Source organism: Micromonospora sp. C51 (assembly GCF_018070435.1).
GTDB lineage: Bacteria > Actinomycetota > Actinomycetes > Mycobacteriales > Micromonosporaceae > Micromonospora > Micromonospora sediminimaris.
The window spans coordinates 19,244-36,554 of sequence record NZ_JAGPXQ010000042.1; the positions used below are offsets into that span (position 1 = coordinate 19,244).

A 17,311-nucleotide genomic window follows, 5' to 3' on the forward strand; every position below is an offset into this window, starting at 1 on the left:
GCGAGAGGACACGGGGGATGCAATTTCAGTTTCCGCCGCGCTCGACGCGCGGCTCGGTGCTCGGGTTCAGCTGGGGGCAGATCGGCACGGTCGTCGCCGGGGTGATCAGTCTCGTCGTCGCGGCGAACCTGTACGCCGCCGGCCGCCCGGGGCCCGCTGTCGGGATGCTGCTGGCGGCGATCCTGCTGGTCACGGTGGGGCTGTTGCGGTTGCGGGGGAGGCGGGTCACCGAGTGGGTGCCGATCGTCGTCGGCGCGGCGGTGCAGCGGACTGCCCGGCAGGACCGCTTCCGGGGTGGCCCGTTCGCTGACGGGCCGGTGCCACATCTGCACCTGCCGGGTCCGGCGGCCGGCTACCGGTGGCTGCCCGCGGTCGCCGCCGACGGGTTGACTGAGATCGGGTTGCTGCACCACCGGCGCGAACGCACCGTGACGGCGGCCCTGTCGTGCGCGGGCAGCAACCTGGTGTTGGCGGACACATCGGTGCAGCAGCAGCGGCTCACCGGGTGGGCTGATGTGCTCAACCTGCTCGGCACCGAGTACGCCGACGCCGGGCTGGTCCGCTGGTCGCTGATGGCGCGGGCGGTGCCGGACACCGCCACGTCGGCGCAGCGGTATCTCGCCCAGCGGGCGGTGCCCACCGACACGGCCGCCTACCGGTCGTTGGCGGAGTTGACCGCCGCGGCGGCGCCGTCCACTCAGCGGCACGAGGTCTACCTCGTGGCCGTGTTCGACCTGCGGAAACTGTCGGCGGAGATCAGCGACGCCGGGGGCAGCGACGCCGCTGTCGCCACGGTGGTGTTGGACAAGCTTGTCGGGATCGAGGCGGCGGTGCGGGAGGTCGGCATCGACACCGCCGGCTGGTTGAGCCCGAGGGTGTACACGTCGGTGCTGCGGACCCAGTTCGATCCGCAGGATCAGCCGTTCATCGACATGCGGGCCGGGCCGGAGCCCGTGATCGCCCCGTACACGGCCGGTCCGGTGGCCGCCGAGACGGTGGGCTGGTCGACCTACCGGCACGACTCCGGGGTCTCGCAGACGCTGTGGGTGTATGACATGCCCCGCCAGCCGGTGCCGGCGACGTGGCTGACGGCGCTGTTCACCCGCACGGTCGGACGCCGCACCGTGAGCCTGGTGACGGAGCCGGTGCCGGCGCAGCTCGCCGCGCTGGCGACGCGTCGGGACAAGGTCGCCCGTGCCGGTGACGCGCTGACCAAGCAGCGGATGCGGCTGGTGCGCACCGCCCGTGAGGACGAGGAGGCCCGCGCGGTCGAGCAGATCGACCGGGAGCAGGCCGCCGGGCATGTCCGCTACCGGTACGCGATCCTCGTGACCGTCACCGCCCCGAGTGAGGAGCAGTTGCGGCACGACGTGCGGACGATCCGGCGGGTGCTGGCCCGTACCGGCTGCCAGGCGGTCGTGCTCTACGGCGAGCAGGACCAGGGCTTCGTGGCGGGTGCGTTGCCGCTGGCGCGCGGACTCAAACCGTTGCGGGGGTGGCTCGCGTGAGCCGGGTGCGCAGGGAAGGGGCGTGGTCGCAGCGCCTGGCCGACGCATCCGCGCGGCGAGATGTCGCGGCGGCGCAGGCCGCGCTGGGACATGAGCAGCGGCAAGTGGCGCGGTTGTCGGATCGGCTGCTCGGCCCGCCCGCGGCTGATCGGCGGGGCGCGTTCGGCCAGGCGGCGGGGCGGGTGTACTGGCGGCAGGCGTTGCCGCCGCTGGTGACCACGAGCGCGCAGTTGTGCTCGGTGTACCCGTTCGTCGCCGACCCGGGGTTGGGTGTCGATGGGCCGCTGATCGGGCAGGAGGTGTACTCGCGGTCCGGGTTCGTCTTCTCGATCCATGAGCTGTACCGGGCGGGGGTGCTCAGCGCCCCCAACGCCGTGGTCACCGGGGAGATCGGCAGCGGAAAGTCGTCGCTTCTGAAGACCATCGCGTTCCGGGGTGTCGTGTTCGGCACCCGCTACTACATCACCGACGTCAAGGGCGAGTACGACGGCCTGGCCGCCGCCACCGGCATCCGTCCGGTGCGGGTCGGTCCCGGCGGCGGGGTGGTGATGAATCCGCTGGCCGGGATCCGTCGCCTGCCTGGGCAGAGTGAGGCGCAGTGGTTGCAGGTGCAGCGGGCCCGCCGGTTGTTGCTGGTGGAGGGACTGCTGGAGATCCAGCTCGGTGGGCCGCTGAGCGAGGCGGAACGCTCGCTGGTCGAATACGCCCTCGACGCGGTGACCCGCAGCGACGACGGCACCAGCCCCGAGCGGATGGCGGTGCCGAACCTGTCGCGGGTCCTGGGCGCGATGGGCGACCCGGATCGGTGGGCGCACCGTTTGGTCGGGGTGCATTACCCGGTGGCGCAGTTCGTGGTGGACAGCCGGCGGGTGCGGCTGGCGTGGGAACGGCTGATCACCGGGGTGCTCGGTGGGATCTTCGACGCGCCGGACGCTGCGGGTCTGTCGGTGGACTTCGACCAGCCGGGCGCGATCCTCGACCTGCGGGCGGTCCGGGCGTCGGACGCGATGACGGCGATGGCGATGACCTGCGCCCAGTCGTGGCTGGAGGCGGAGCTGACCCGCCCAGACGCCCCGCCGCGGGTGTGCCTGTACGACGAGTTCGCGTTGATCGCCCGGCATCTGGGCCTGATCCGCCGGATGCGGGAGCAGCTGAAACTCGCCCGCGCCCTCGGCACCGCGAACATCCTGGCGTTCCACCGGTTCAGTGACCTTGCCGCCAGCGGCAGCGCCGACTCCGAGCAGGTCCGCATCGCCCGAGGGCTTATCGAGGACACCGGCGTGCGGGTGTCGTACCGGCAGGCCGTCGGCTCGCTGGAGGCGGCCCGCGAGTTCCTGGGCACCACCGATGTCGAGACCGATCTGCTGGCGCACCTTCGACGCGGTATCGGGCTGTGGAAAATCGGACTGCGGTCCTACGTGGTCAAACACCAGATCTCGGCGGTAGAGCGGGAGTTGGTGGACACCGACAGCCGGATGCGCCAGCCACCCACGCCTGCGGACCAGACAGCGTCGGCCGTCGAGCCGGCCGCCACAGGGGAGGTGCGGTGATGGCCCGGTCGATCATGTCCCCGGGGCATCGACTGCCCCGCCGCGGGATAGCACGCGCCGACATCACCGCCCGGCTGACCCTGCTGGGCCTGACTGGCCTGCTGATGCTGCTGTGCTCGGGCACGCTGTGGCTGGCCGGGCAGCTCGGTGGGCTGATCACCCACCGGCGATGGCCCGACAGCAGCCCCTCCGACGTCCCGCGCATCGCCCTGCGCCTGGTCACCACCTTGGGCGACCCGGCGGCGGCGTGGCCGCCAGCCGCCCGCGACGTCCTGCCGCCGACGTCGGTGCTGTACGGGCTGTGGCTGATCCTGCTGTGCGGCGTCGTCGCCGGCGTCGGCGTGCCGGCGCTGCGATTCGCGCGGCGTCGGGTCCGTCGGCGGGGGTTCGCCGGCCGTAAGGATCTGGAGCGGGTGGTGACCGCTGCGGCGGTGCTGCGGCGGGTCGATGTGCTGCGGCCGGGCCTGACCGTCCGGGAGGCCGACAGCCCCGCCGTCGTGGCCGACAAGCAGCGGCGCCGGACGGATCCGCTGGAGGTGGGCCGGTTCCTCGGCAAGCACGCGCTCACCGACGAGCCGCTGTACCTGGCCAACGAGTACACCGAACTGCTCGCCGGGGCGGCCCGGTTCGCCAACAAGACCTCCCGCTACATCATCCCGCGTGTCGCTGACGCCCGTGGGGCGGTGATCTCCACCTCGACCCGGCTGGATGTCGCCGCCGTCACCTACGACCTGCGCGCGCAGATCGGCCCGACGTGGATCTTCGAGCCGCAGGGGCAGGTGCGCGGGGTGCCACGGCTGCGGTGGTCGCCGATCGAAGGTGCCGACGACCAGGACGTCGCCGCCTTGCGGGCCAAGGGTTTCGCCGCCGGCGCCGGCCTGAAGGGCAACGTCGAGAACGGGCAGTATTTCCAGGATCAGGCGGCGTCGATCATCCGCGGGCTGCTGCACGCCGCCGCCCTGGACGAGCGGGCGACGATGATCGACGTCGCGAGCTGGGCGGCCAACCCGGTCGACCCGCGTGCGGAGCGGATCCTGCGCCACCACGGGCAGACCGTGTGGGCCGACCGGCTGGCCTTTCACCGCGAATCCACCGGCCGTAGCCGCGACGCCATTCAGTCGGTGGTGTTCGGCGCGCTGGATCCGTTCAGCAATCCGCGGATCCTGCACGCCTGTTCCCCACCGCGCGGGCAGCAGTTCCAGCCGGAGCAGTGGCTGACCGAGTCCGGCACCCTCTACCTCGTCGGCACCCGCAGCGGGCAGTCGCTGATCGCGCCGCTGTTCGCGGCCATCGCCGAGGACATCATCTACCGCACCCTGCAAGCGTCGTTCACCGCGCCCGGCGGCCGGGTCGAACCGTGCCTGTACCTGATCGGTGACGAGATCACCAACATCGCGCCACTGCCGTCGCTCCCCGCGCTGGCATCCGAAGGCGGCGGCTCCGGAATCGCGGTGTCGATCGCCTGCCAGAACACCCACCAGTTGGAACAGCAGTGGGGACGCGACGGTGGCCAGGCGCTACGCGACGGCGCTAACGCCCGGTTCGTCATGGGCGGCACCCACGACGTCAACGCCCTCAAGGACGCTCAGTCGCTGCTGGGGCAGGTGCAGGAGCTGACCTCGGCGGCGAGCTGGGGCGGGGGCCGGGCCAGCGTGCAGGAGAACACCCGGCGCGAGAACCTGATCGACCTGGCCGAACTGCGCACGCTGCCCACCGGGCACGCGCTGGTGCTGCTGGGCAACATGCCGCCGGTCGAGGTCGTGCAGCCGGCCTGGTGGCAGCGCCCGGACGCCGACCGCTTCCATACCGCGCAGGCCGCGTTCACCGCCCGCCTGGAAAGGGCTTGCTGATGTCGCAGCGAACATTCACCTTCGACCTGCCCGAAGACGCGTCCGCGCAGCAGCGGGCCACCGTCGAGCTGGCCGAACTCATCGACTCCCTGCGCGGATCGGTGGAGCACCTCGCCCAAGCGCACGTCGCGCTGGTCGACCGCGTCGACACCCTCGACAACCCGGCTGGCTGGATACCGGCACAGCACTGCTGGCGGGAGCTTGACCGCGACGCCGCCACCGAGTTGTGGGCGTGGCTGACCGACTGGACGCGGTGGCTGGTCGACCGATACGGCCTGGCCCAGGACCTCGGCCCGTGCTGGCCGGCCCACCCGGCGCTGGTGGAGGAGCTGACCGCGCTCTGCGTGGCCTGGCACCACGCCTACTCCCGCAAAGCCGACCCGGACGCTCCGCTGCGGTGGCACGAGGCGCTGCACCGCGCCCAGCAGCGGTGGCAGCAGTGGGACCACACCCGCTGCCGCCACGGCCAGCACACCCCGACCAACCCGGACACCGTCTGGGCGGACTCCTTCCCCGACGAGGCCGCCGACCGGGCGGTCAGCGACGACATCACCGCACGGCCGGCCACCAGCGGGCCGGCCCCGGCCACAGGGGGCAGCCGATGAGCCACCCGGCAGAGATCACCAACGTGTGGGACTGGCAGCGATTCGAAACGGCGATCACCGGGCTGCGCGACGGGATTACCCGACTCGACGCCTTCATCGCCGGCATCCATGACACCCGCAACGACTGGCGCGACGAGACAAGGGAGAGACAGCAATGGACGGACATCGACGAGATGGCGCGGCGGGAGACCGAACTCGACTGGGCCAGCGACGGGCACCTCGACGGCCGGTACCACCGCGCCGTCGACGACTGACCGCCCGCCCGCTCGACGTCTCCCACCGGGTCGTCGACAACCTGGAGCAACTCCGTCACGACATCGACGCCCTCATCGACACCGCCGCACGCCGGCCCGGCACCGACGCCCGAGGCGAGCTGGTCGACGTGCACCACCAACTCCGGCTGCTGGGCCAGCACCTCAACACCGCCCTGGCCGCCACCACGCCACCGGCGTTATCGCGGGAACTGCCATGGACCAGCGGATAAGCGCACGGGCGACCACTGCGGCGGCCAGTCTGCTCCTGGCCGCCTGCGGCACACCCACCCCGGCCCCGTCACCGGCAGGGCCGCCCACCCACACCCCGCCTGCGGCCACCACCAGCAGCGGGCCAACGGCGCAAGCGTCGGGGCTGCCGGCCGACCCGGACGGGGTCGGATCCACTGCGACAGCGCGTCCGGATCCGGCGGCGGTGCACGCCGCGACGCGGTTCGTGCGGGCCTGGGCACGACCGCACCTGCCGGCCGAGCGGTGGCTGGCGGACCTGCGGCCCCTCGCCGTCGCCGCGTACGCGGACCTGCTCGCCACGGTCGACCCAGCCAACGTCCCGGCCCGCCGCGTCACCGGTGCCGCCCGCGTCGCCACGGCGATCGACGGCCGGGCGGACGTCGATGTGCCCACCAACGCCGGGCCGCTGCGGGTAGCCGTGGTGCGGGAAGGAACCCGGTGGCTGGTCGCCACGATCGCCCCCGCACCCGGGGAGACCGGTCGTGGGTAGCAGCCGGGTGGGGCTCGGCCTGGCGGTCGCCGCCGCGCTGCTGCTATGCGGACTGCCGGTCGCGGTCGTGGTGACCTCCGCCCCGGCCGACGGCGCATGCCACCCGCCCGGCCCGCCCACCGCAACCTCGACCGGCGTTACATCCGGGTCGGTGGGGCGGTGGAACGCCGAGCAGGTGGGCAACGCCGCCATCATCGTCGAGGTGGGCCACGACCGGCAGATGCTGCCGCGCGGCTGGGTTATCGCCGTGGCCACCGCGATGGTCGAATCGAGCCTTCGGAACCTGCCCGGCGGCGACCGCGACAGCCTCGGATTGTTTCAGCAGCGGCCCAGCCAGGGCTGGGGAACTCCCGCTCAAATCCTCGACCCGGTGTACGCGTCCACAAGGTTCTACGACAAGTTAGAGCGGATCGACGGTTGGCAGCAGCTGCCGTTGACTGTCGCCGCTCAGCGGGTCCAGGTGTCTGCCTTCCCTGACCGGTATGGGGAGTTCGAACACGACGCCGAGCAGGTCGTCACCGCGGTCGCTGGCGTCGCCACGATCGGTGACCTGCCCGGGGCGAGCCTGACCAGCTGTCCGGAGTCCGCTCGGGTTGCCGCGTCCGGGTGGACGGTGCCGTTACAGGCTGCGGTCGGCAGCGGCTACGGGCCGCGGAGCGGACGGCTGCACGCGGGCGTGGACATGGCCGCACCCCGCAACACGGTCATTCGTGCCGCCTCGGCCGGCACCGTCGTGTGGGCCGGCTGCGACCCGAGCACCGGCAACTGCAACATCGACGGCAGCCCTCGCACACGCGGATGCGGCTGGTACGTCGACCTCGTGCACCCGGGCGAATTCGGAACCCGATACTGCCACCTCATCCGACGTCCCGCCGTCGCCGACGGGGACACGGTGCAGGCGGGCCAACCGATCGGTGAGGTCGGCAGCAGCGGCCGGTCGTCCGGCCCGCACCTGCACTTCCAGACCCACGAGGGCGTTTGCACCGGGTCGCGGTGCGACCTGAACAACGCCAACTCCGTCGACCCGCAGCCATTCATGAGCGCCCGAGGCGCGCCCCTGGAAGGCAGGTGATGTCACCGCAGCACACCCAGCGCATAACCAGCATCACTCTCACGGGGGGAGAGACGTGAACACGCACGACACGAACACGCCACGCCGACACGGACGGCACCGCACCGAGCCGGCACCACAGCCTCGGACCAATGTTGGACGGTTGCGGCAACGCCGCAACCGCCGCACCGTCCGCAGGCCACGGTGGGTCCGATGAACGCCGCCATGCAGCGGCGGCCACGGCAGATCGCCGGCATCTACCGCCCACCGGTCACCAACCGACCACCGCCGCCACCGCCGCGACCCGGGCCGCTGGCGCAGCTGTTCCGCACCGCCAACACCATCCGCGCACACCTCGAACACACCGTCCTGCGCGACGAGGGCATGACCTGGACCACCTACGACGTCCTGGTGCTCATCTGCGCCCGCCGAGTGATCGATACCCGCACCACCGCCGTCGAGATCGGCATCGCCAAAGCCACCCTCACCAACACCGTCGGACTCCTCGTCGACCGCGGCCTGGTCCGCCGCAACCTCCACGAACACGATCGCCGCCGAGTCGTGCTCCGCCCCACCCCAGAAGGGGTCGACCTAGCCCGCCGCATCCAGGGCCGCGTCGACGCCGAACAGACCCGCCTGCTCGCCACCGCCGGCATCTCCTCCGGCGACGGCCTCGCGCGGGCACTGCGGCAACTCGCCACGACATCCAGAGCCCACAAGGCGCTCACCAAACAGCCGGGAGCAGGCCGATGAGCGGCCGGATCGGCATGGCCCGCGGGTACGCGCTGTACGTCGACGCGGTCCTTCTTGTCGCCCGTCGCACCTCGGTACCGCCGTGACAACCGGCGGCGATCGCCGGCAGCACTGCTCGCCGCGCGACCGCCCAAACGGACGACTCGCTGGCCGCCCCGGACGGAGCTTCCACCCCGAGAAGGAGAGACAGCATGGCTCGCACCGTGCTCAACGGACCCGATGACGACCCTCGTCTCAGTGCCCTGCTGCGCCACCTCGGCGGCAGCGCCAACACCTACCTCGGCTTCCCGGCCGCTGTGGACCTCGACTACCGCACGCTCAGCCCCTTTCTCGGGCACCTACTCAACAACGTCGGTGACCCCGGCTTCGACCCCACTCATCCCCACCACAGCAAACCGTTCGAACGCGAGGTGCTGGCCTTCTTCGCCGACCTGTTCCGCGCCCCTCAACCGTGGACGGGATACGTGAGCAGCGGCGGCAGCGAAAGCAACCTGTGGGCGTTGTACCGTGCCCGCAGCCGCTACCCCGATGGCGTCGTCTTTCACTCCGCCGCGGCTCACTACAGCGTCTCCAAAGCCGCGCACCTGCTCGGCATGCCCACCGTCGTCGTCAGCAGCCAGCGGAACGGGGAGATCGACTACGACGAGCTTGCCTGCTACGCCGAACTACACCGCCGCCGACCGATCATCGTCGTCGCCACCATCGGCACCACCATGACCGAAGCCGTCGATGACGTCGCCTACATCCAAGACCTCCTGGCCGACGTCGGCGTGCGTGACCGGCACATCCACAGTGACGCGGCCCTGTCCGGCGTACCGCTGGCCCTCAGCGAGGACCCGCCGGGCTTCGACCTGACCGACGGAGCCGACAGCATCTGCGTCAGCGGCCACAAGTTCTTCGGGACACCTGTGCCGTGCAGCGTCGTCATCGCCCGTCACCACGACAACGACAAATGCGGCAAAGTCGTCGCCTATACCGGTAGCCCTGACACGACCATCACCGGCTCACGCAACGGACTAGCCGTTCTGATGCTGTGGGTGGTCCTTCAACAACTTGGTCGTACGGGTCTGCGCATACGCGCGGAGTCCGGGCGCGACGTGGCGCAGTACGCCCACCAACGCCTGCTGGACATTGGCTGGCCGAGCTGGCGCAATCCCCAGGCGCTGACCGTTGTCCTGCGTAGGCCGCCTCCGGCAATTCTGGCGCGATGGCCGATGCCGACGCTGGCCGGACTCAGCCACTTCATCTGCATGCCGGGTGTAACCCGCGGCCAGGTTGATCAGCTCACGGCGACCCTGGCAGCGATGACCCTCGGGGCGGCTACCCCGGCCTGTGTCAAGCAGCCAGCCGTGGGAGCGCCGATGACGTGACTTGGAAGGGCGTCTCCCGGTCTGGTCACTCCGTCTGAGGCGCTAGCCGGTATTGACATCCTCTGCGTGCGCTGGAAGCAGCAAGATGCCCAACTCATCCTGTACGTCGACATGGGACCACCACCCCCCGCATGCGCGGGGGAGGAGGGGGTGCATGCCGGGATAGCGGCCTGCGGCCCCGGACCACCCTGCATGCGCGGGGGCAGGTGGCTTCAGCCACGCTGGCGACGCGGTCCGCGGACCACTTCCGCATCCGCGGGGAGCAGACCGGCATGTACGCCGCCCGGCCAGGCAGGGTTCGGATCACCCCGCGTGCGCGGGGAGCAGACCGAGCTGGTGGCTCCGCTGCCGGCCTGGCTGGGATCACCCCCGCCTGCGCGGGGAGCAGATGATGACGAAGATCGGCAGGTCGCCGCGCGCCGGATCACCCCCGCGTGCGCGGGGAGCAGTGGCACACCGGGCACTGTGGCCGGCTCGCGCTGTGGATCACCCCCGCGTGCGCGGGGAGCAGGCGGCGGTGAGGAGGTTCTGACGGTCGGCCTCGGGATCACCCCCGCGTGCGCGGGGAGCAGACCACGAACATCAGCGTCGAGATCGACGACGAGGGATCACCCCCGCGTGCGCGGGGAGCAGCTCCGCGCCGGGTTCGCCGGCGAGCTCGCCACGGGATCACCCCCGCGTGCGCGGGGAGCAGGTCGCGGAGTAGGACGGCGGCGCGGATGCGTCGGGATCACCCCCGCGTGCGCGGGGAGCAGCGCCCATCCGAGTAGTCCTCCACCAGCGTGTATGGATCACCCCCGCGTGCGCGGGGAGCAGGCCGTCCAGTCGAGGTAGCCGGCGGTGACCCCGGGATCACCCCCGCGTGCGCGGGGAGCAGCCGTGCCGCCGGCCGTGTACGCCACGATGTGGGAGATCACCCCCGCGTGCGCGGGGAGCAGGTGACGCCGTGGAGGCCGTCGCGGCGGTGCCAGGGATCATCCCCGCGTGCGCGGGGAGCAGGCCGCCGTGGTGGGGCGGGTGGTAGCTGGGTGGGGATCACCCCCGCGTGCGCGGGGAGCAGGTCCACCTGATCGAACGCGATCGTGAACGTGCCGGGATCACCCCCGCGTGCGCGGGGAGCAGCAGTGGACCCGCGACGGGCCCGGCACGATCACGGGATCACCCCCGCGTGCGCGGGGAGCAGCCGTGACGCGTGCACCCGCCAGCCTGTTGGCTGGGATCACCCCCCGTGCGCGGGGAGCAGGCCGGACGACGGGGACGTGGTCATCGGCCCCCGGGATCACCCCCGCGTGCGCGGGGAGCAGGATCTGACCCATCCTCCGATCAGCCGGGGCCGGGGATCACCCCCGCGTGCGCGGGGAGCAGGGCTTCCCGGTGTTGGGCCGCGAGTCGTCGGTGGGATCACCCCCCGCGTGCGCGGGGAGCAGACCTCGGGGAGCGTGGCGACGATGTGCGCCACGGGATCACCCCCGCGTGCGCGGGGAGCAGCCCCACGGACCCCACCGCGCCCAGTACGGCGGGGGATCACCCCCGCGTGCGCGGGGAGCAGGGGCCGAACCCTGTCGGTGGTGTCGATGTCGGGGGATCACCCCCGCGTGCGCGGGGAGCAGGCCCTGCTGGGCGGTGTCGGCATGTCGTCGGAGGGATCACCCCCGCGTGCGCGGGGAGCAGGCACACGGGGCGGCCGGTGTAGAGCTGGCGACGGGATCACCCCCGCGTGCGCGGGGAGCAGGGTGACACGCTCAGCGAACATGTCTGGGCGTGGGGATCACCCCCGCGTGCGCGGGGAGCAGCGCGTCAAGTACGAGCCGCGGCCGAACGGCACGGGATCACCCCCGCGTGCGCGGGGAGCAGGCCGCTGCCGGGATCCGCTGGCTGTTTCTCGGCGGATCACCCCCGCGTGCGCGGGGAGCAGCTCTCCGTGGCCCACTACGCGGACTCGCTGGTGGGATCACCCCCGGCGTGCGCGGGGAGCAGGCATCGCCCATTACGGGCACCTCCGCAGAAAGGGGATCACCCCCGCGTGCGCGGGGAGCAGCACCTCGAACCGGCCGACGGCTACCGCTCCCTGGGATCACCCCCGCGTGCGCGGGGAGCAGGGCTGGACCGCGAAGGAGAGGCCATGGCGCTCCGGATCACCCCCGCGTGCGGGGAGCAGGCGGCCCCGCCGGACGGCTCCCAACCGGGCAAAGGATCACCCCCGCGTGCGCGGGGAGCAGCCCGTGCCGGCCCCCCGGTAGGTCTGGAGTTACGGATCACCCCCGCGTGCGCGGGGAGCAGTTGTCGTCGAGCGTCGAGTGCCAGGTGCGGAGGGGATCACCCCCGCGTGCGCGGGGAGCAGCCGCTCCGGCAGGCTCAGATCACCGCCGGGCAGGGATCACCCCCGCGTGCGCGGGGAGCAGCACTGCGAGTACGACTTCGGCCAGGTCGCCGCGGGATCACCCCCGCGTGCGCGGGGAGCAGCGCTGGCTTACTTCCGGCGGCGGGGCTACCGCGGGATCACCCCCGCGTGCGCGGGGAGCAGCCGGCGCTCCAGGGCGACATGGACGGCGCGACGGGATCACCCCCGCGTGCGCGGGGAGCAGATCAGCCGCGTGTAGACGGTCCTGGGGATGTTGGGATCCCCCCCGCGTGCGCGGGGAGCAGGGCCGGCCCGGTGACGCTGGCGGCGATGCGCGGGGATCACCCCCGCGTGCGCGGGGAGCAGAAGCCGACGATGACCGCGACGAGGTAACGATTGGGATCACCCCCGCGTGCGCGGGGAGCAGGTGATGGCCAACCAGGCGGTCAGCGTGTCGGCGGGATCACCCCCGCGTGCGCGGGGAGCAGGGGTTGACGGAAGCCTTCGGTTTCCTGGTGGAGGGATCACCCCCGCGTGCGCGGGGAGCAGAACGACCCAACCGCGCCGGCGTGTTCGAGATAGGGATCACCCCCGCGTGCGCGGGGAGCAGTTCTCCTGCCGCGGCTACGTGTCGCAGAGCGAGGGATCACCCCCGCGTGCGCGGGGAGCAGACCGTCGGATCAGGCACAGTGCTGGTCGCCGCGGGATCACCCCCGCGTGCGCGGGGAGCAGATCGCGTACTCAGCAGGAGTGCATACCGGCACGGGATCACCCCCGCGTGCGCGGGGAGCAGCGCGCGCCACCGGGAGTGCCAGCGAGAATTTTGGGATCACCCCCGCGTGCGCGGGGAGCAGCGTGCGAGTCCGGGACTGCCGTCCGCGCTTCGGGGATCACCCCCGCGTGCGCGGGGAGCAGGTGAGCACGGTTACCAGGAGGTGTTGCTGTTCGGGATCACCCCCGCGTGCGCGGGGAGCAGTCCTTGATGGCCTTGATGATCGGCCAGTAATCGGGATCACCCCCGCGTGCGCGGGGAGCAGGCTTGCTGACCTGCGGCGCTAGAGATCAAGTACTCTGTTTTCGTTCACTTTGCCTCGCAAGATCGTCTAGCTTCTTTCCGTTGGTAGCGGGTCGGGTGAGTGGTGCGGAGGAAGTTTGGGGTTCAGCGTAGCGGGTGTCATCGTGAGGATTACCGCTGCGCGAATGGCCTAGCTGGCTCCGCGGGCGGTGCTGGGCGTCAGGATGTGCTGCCGGACACGATGGAGTTGCTGTGAGGACTGTGCAGATCCGCACCTACAGCGTGCGTCAGGGGCGGCTAGACGAGTGGGTGCGGGCATGGCAAACCTTGGTCGTGCCGTTGCGGCGTGAGTTCGGTTTCGAGGTGCACGGGTCGTGGGTGGACCGCGAGCGCGATGCCCATATCTGGGTTATCTCTTACGACGGTGACCAGTCGTTCGAGGACGCGAACGCGGCCTACTGGGCGTCGCCGCAGCGCGAGCAGCTCGGTGTGGATCCGGCGGAGTTCCTCATTGACGAGGAGGTTCGCACGGTGGAGCAGGTGCTCTAGCTTTCGGTCACGGGCAGCAGGTGGGAGCGGCGTTCGTCCGTGGTGAGGGAGCGGAACACCCGGGCCCGTGCGGCGTTGGTCAGCGTCGGTAGGTCGACGTCGATGGTCCAGATGCGGGTGGTGGCGTCAACCGAGCCGGTGACGACGTGCCACCCGTCTGCGAGCCAGGCGAGGCAGGTGACCGGGTCGCGGTGGACGCCGATCACCTGACCGTCGTCGGTTTGGGTGTCCCAGCGGCGTACGGTGCGGTCGTCGCCGCCGGAGGCGAGATAGCGGCCGTCGGGGGAGTAGGCGATGGCGCGTACCCGTCGGTCGTGGCCGGTGAGTACGCGGGCCGGCGCGTCCGGCTCGGTGGGTGACCAGATGCGGATGGTCCAGTCGGCGGAGCAGCTGGCGAGGTGGCGTTCGTCGGGTGCCCATGCGAGTCCGTCGACGTAGTTCTGATGACCGGCGAGTAGCCGGCTCGCGGCGGGATTCTCGATGTCCCAGACGCGGATGGTGCGGTCGTCGGAGCCGGAGGCGAGGTAGCGACCGCTGGGTGACCAGGCGAGTGCGCCGATCCAGTCGGTGTGGCCGTGCAGGAAGCCGACGACCGCGCCGGCGTGTACGTCGATGAGGTGGATGGTGTTGTCCTTCGCCCCTGCGGCGAGCCGTGATCCGTCGGGTGAGAAGGCCAGGGACTCGATCTCGACGCCGTCGTTGCGTAAGACGGTCTCGCCGCCACTGTCGAGCAGGCGCAGCGAGCCGTCCTGCGCCGCCACGGCTAACCGGCTTCCGTGGCTGGCCACCGCGGTTACCCCTGCTGCAACCGGGTGGATGGTGCCCTGCCGGCGTCCGTTCCGGTGCCAGCGGCGGACCGTGCCGTCCGCCGACCCAGTGACGATGAGGCCCTGATCGTCGATGGCCATCCCGGTGAGGGCGGCGCGGTGCCCGCAGAGGAGGACCTGCTCGGCGCCGCGTGGACGCAGTGCCCAGATGCGGGCGGTGGCGTCGGCCGAACCGCTGAGCACTCGGGCACCGTCGGGGCTGACGGCGACGCACCAGGCCGTGTGCTCGTGCCCGCGCAGCTCGGCGACCTCCCGCAGCCGATCGGTGTCCCATACCCGGATGGTGCCGTCGCCGGTCGCGAAGGCGACCTGCTGGCTGTCCGGCGTCCAGGCCACCGACCAGACGGTGTCGCGCTGTCCACCGATGACGCTGTGCTGCGTGCCCGTGGCCGCGTCCCAGATCCGTACCGTGTGGTCGGCGGATCCGCTGGCGATCCACCGCCCGTCCGGGGAGTAGGCGACGGCCTCGACGAGTTCGAGATGGCCGCGCAGCGTCGCCGCCGGGCCGCCGGTGGCGGCGTCCCAGACGATCAGCGTACGGTCGTGCGAGGCGGTGACCAGGCGTGCCGAATCGGGTGCCCAGTGGACGCCCCACACGTCGCCGGTGTGCCCGGTCAGCGTGTCGTGGTCGGTCCAGGTGGCGGTGTCCCACAGGCGGACGAGACCGTCGCGGCTGGTGGCGGCCAGTCGGGTGCCGTCGGGAGAAAAGGCGACCCCGCGTACGCAGTCGCCGCACGCCAGGACCGTGACCAGGGTGCCGCTGGCCACCTCCCAGATCCGTACCGTGGCATCTCGCGACGCGGTGGCGACGTGGGCGGAGTCGGGGGAGAAGGCGACGGCCTCGACCATGTCGGTGTGGCCGCGCAGCACGGCGGCGACGGTGCCGGTGGTGGCGTCCCACAGCCGTGCCGTGCCGTCGCGGGACGCGGTGGCGACCAGGCTTGCGTCGGGTGACCAGGCCACGCCCCGGACCGCGTCGGTGTGTCCGGGCAGCACTGCCTCGACGTGGCTGAACGCCAACGCGGACATCAGCGCCTGCGCGGCGGCGGGAGTGGTGGGGCACTCCGTCAACGCGGCCGTGGTCAACAGGACGGCCAGTTCCGGGTAGCGGTCGACGTTGGCCAGCGCGTAGCGGCCGATCGACTCCGACACGCGACGTAGGAAAGCGGTATCGCGGCGACGCGACGCGTCGACCAAGGCGTACGCGGTGGGGCTGTCCTGCCCGGCCGAGCGCATCGCCTCCAGCCACTGCCCGGCCAGCGTCAGCCGATCGCCGGTCAGCAGGTAGTCAGGACTACGGCCGGAGCGCTGCCAGTCCGCTGCCCACCGCTCCAACTCGGTACGCCGTTTCAGTTGCTCAGCCCGCGTCTCGACCTCCTGACGCAGCGGCGCCCACTGCCGGAACAACGCCTCGTGCGCCACCTGCACGTAGGGGTCGCCGTCAGCGGCTGAGGTCAGCAGCCGAGCGTCGGTGAACACGTCCACGATCCGGCGCTGCGGTGCCGACAGCTCGGCCAGCGGCACCCGACGTCGGGTCGGTTCACCACCGTCCATCGACACCAGACGCAACAGGGTGGACAGGATCAGCTCGACGTCGTACCTCGTACGCAGCTCGGCCAAGACAGTGTCCGCCTGCCGCGCCAGCGCCCCTGCCACCCCACCCGACTCCTGGTAACGCTGCCCAGTGACCACGTTGCCGGCACCAACGGCCAGGTACAGCTCCTGCAACAGGTACGCCAGCAGAGGCAACGCGTCCGGAGTGCCGGTCTCCTCGACGATCCGGTCGACCAGCCCCGGCTCAAAGCTCATCCCCGCTAGCCGGGCCGGCTTTTCGACGACGCTCACCAGCTCGCTGCGCCGCACGGCGCCTACCGCCGCGGGTGCGGCGAACAGTCGCGCGTGTTCACCGGCGAGCAGCTCGGCCAGGAACTCGATGCGCAGCGTCGCGACCACCCACAGCCGGCGGTCCGCGTCCAGCGCCGTGGCCACCTGGTCGAGGAACAGAGTCCGCTCCGCCGGGCCAGACAGGGTGACCAGTTCCTCCAACTGGTCGAGGATCAGCAGCACCCGCCCGTGCCGGTTGCCGACCTTCGCCCGCCACGCCCGTACCGCCGTGGCGAAAGCGTCCGCGTCCGACCACATCTCGCGCAGCGCGACCGGACGCTGCCCACCGGACAACGTCGCTGCCAGCCCCGCGAGCCGGGCAACAGGCTCGCCTGCCGGGGCCAGCGAACCGAGCAGCTGCCACCGCTGCCCCCGCAGCCGAGGCACCACACCGGCATGCACCAGCGACGACTTCCCGCTCCCGGAAGCCCCGGTGACACAGACGAAACGCGCCTCAGTGTCTGCGGTGAGCCGATGCATACGACGGACCAGATCCGCAGCCAGCTCGTCGCGGCCGAAGAACACCGCCGCATCCTGCTCGGTGAACGCCGACAGTCCCGGATAGGGCGAACGGTCACCCTCCCAGGTCGGCTTCGGCGTACGAGGATTCTCCCACCACAGAATCAGCGCGTTGCCGCCGACCAGCACGAGCAGGAGCACGATCAGCGCCGGCCCGGCGATCACCTCGACCCAGGCGAACAACCCAGAACCAGCAGCCGCGTCCGTGGCCAGGCTCGTCGTTACCTCAAGCAGCACCGCGAGCAGAAGCACCGACAACTGCAGCGTCAGTGACGAACGCCGACCGTGCCGCAAGCTTCCTCCCCCATGGACGGACGAACGTGTCGCGCCAGCGTTCACGGTAGTCGACCGAGTGCCGACCGTGACAGGCCGGCGGCTCGGTACTCGACGCGGGATCCCTAGGCGCAGGGAGCAGTTGCCGGCCCAGCCACGCGTCTTCACCGTCTCCGGATCACGCCCGCGTGCGCGGGGAGCAGCGCGTTCGCGCGCCGGACTC

The 17,311-nt window shown here is 71.6% G+C and carries 12 protein-coding genes and 2 CRISPR repeat arrays (1 of these 14 only partly in view); of the genes, 11 read left to right on the forward strand and 1 reads right to left on the reverse strand.

What is annotated here, in order from left to right; translation table 11 throughout:
• Positions 1 to 17: 17 nt before the first annotated feature.
• The 11 genes from KBX50_RS27425 to KBX50_RS27475 all read left to right on the forward strand — a co-directional run bounded on the left by KBX50_RS27425 (position 18) and on the right by KBX50_RS27475 (position 13,585).
• Complete coding sequence (locus KBX50_RS27425) at positions 18 to 1,508, forward strand: SCO6880 family protein (protein WP_210940607.1); 1,491 nt, start codon at positions 18 to 20, stop codon at positions 1,506 to 1,508.
• On the forward strand, positions 1,505 to 3,058 hold the full coding sequence (locus tag KBX50_RS27430; RefSeq protein ID WP_307871092.1) for a hypothetical protein: 1,554 nt from the start codon (positions 1,505 to 1,507) through the stop codon (positions 3,056 to 3,058). Before KBX50_RS27425 ends, KBX50_RS27430 begins: the two co-directional genes overlap by 4 nt.
• Positions 3,058 to 4,908 carry a type IV secretory system conjugative DNA transfer family protein gene (locus tag KBX50_RS27435; RefSeq protein ID WP_247674538.1) on the forward strand — a complete coding sequence of 617 codons (1,851 nt, stop codon included), beginning with the start codon at positions 3,058 to 3,060 and terminating at the stop codon, positions 4,906 to 4,908. The genes KBX50_RS27430 and KBX50_RS27435 overlap by 1 nt, the downstream gene beginning before the upstream one ends.
• Entirely contained in the window at positions 4,908 to 5,513 is a 606-nt protein-coding gene (locus KBX50_RS27440) for a hypothetical protein (RefSeq protein ID WP_210940608.1), read from the forward strand. Before KBX50_RS27435 ends, KBX50_RS27440 begins: the two co-directional genes overlap by 1 nt.
• The gene (locus KBX50_RS27445; RefSeq protein WP_210940609.1) at positions 5,510 to 5,767 is read left to right on the forward strand and encodes a hypothetical protein; all 258 of its coding nucleotides are present in this window, start codon (positions 5,510 to 5,512) and stop codon (positions 5,765 to 5,767) included. Before KBX50_RS27440 ends, KBX50_RS27445 begins: the two co-directional genes overlap by 4 nt.
• Positions 5,668 to 5,997 (forward strand): hypothetical protein, encoded by a 330-nt coding sequence (locus KBX50_RS27450; RefSeq protein WP_247674539.1) that lies wholly within the window; start codon positions 5,668 to 5,670, stop codon positions 5,995 to 5,997. The genes KBX50_RS27445 and KBX50_RS27450 overlap by 100 nt, the downstream gene beginning before the upstream one ends.
• A complete protein-coding gene (locus KBX50_RS27455) occupies positions 5,982 to 6,506 on the forward strand; it encodes a hypothetical protein (protein ID WP_210940610.1) in 525 nt (174 codons plus the stop codon). The genes KBX50_RS27450 and KBX50_RS27455 overlap by 16 nt, the downstream gene beginning before the upstream one ends.
• On the forward strand, positions 6,499 to 7,578 hold the full coding sequence (locus KBX50_RS27460) for a M23 family metallopeptidase (RefSeq protein WP_210940612.1): 1,080 nt from the start codon (positions 6,499 to 6,501) through the stop codon (positions 7,576 to 7,578). The genes KBX50_RS27455 and KBX50_RS27460 overlap by 8 nt, the downstream gene beginning before the upstream one ends.
• A gap of 192 nt (positions 7,579 to 7,770) precedes the next feature.
• Positions 7,771 to 8,310: a MarR family winged helix-turn-helix transcriptional regulator gene (locus KBX50_RS27465; protein ID WP_210940614.1), complete on the forward strand. Its 540-nt coding sequence runs from the start codon at positions 7,771 to 7,773 to the stop codon at positions 8,308 to 8,310.
• Positions 8,311 to 8,501: 191 nt separating this feature from the next.
• On the forward strand, positions 8,502 to 9,680 hold the full coding sequence (locus KBX50_RS27470) for a histidine decarboxylase (protein WP_210940616.1): 1,179 nt from the start codon (positions 8,502 to 8,504) through the stop codon (positions 9,678 to 9,680).
• Positions 9,681 to 9,797: 117 nt separating this feature from the next.
• A CRISPR array of direct repeats spans positions 9,798 to 13,058; the repeat unit is 29 nt; unit sequence GGGATCACCCCCGCGTGCGCGGGGAGCAG.
• A 230-nt stretch (positions 13,059 to 13,288) separates the two neighbouring features.
• Positions 13,289 to 13,585 (forward strand): NIPSNAP family protein, encoded by a 297-nt coding sequence (locus KBX50_RS27475; RefSeq protein ID WP_210940618.1) that lies wholly within the window; start codon positions 13,289 to 13,291, stop codon positions 13,583 to 13,585.
• Here the strand turns inward: KBX50_RS27475 and KBX50_RS27480 are convergent.
• Complete coding sequence (locus KBX50_RS27480) at positions 13,582 to 17,109, reverse strand: hypothetical protein (protein ID WP_210940620.1); 3,528 nt, start codon at positions 17,107 to 17,109, stop codon at positions 13,582 to 13,584. The genes KBX50_RS27475 and KBX50_RS27480 overlap by 4 nt on opposite strands.
• 92 nt (positions 17,110 to 17,201) lie before the next feature.
• Positions 17,202 to 17,311: a CRISPR direct-repeat array (repeat unit 28 nt) (it continues 1,201 nt past the right edge of the window).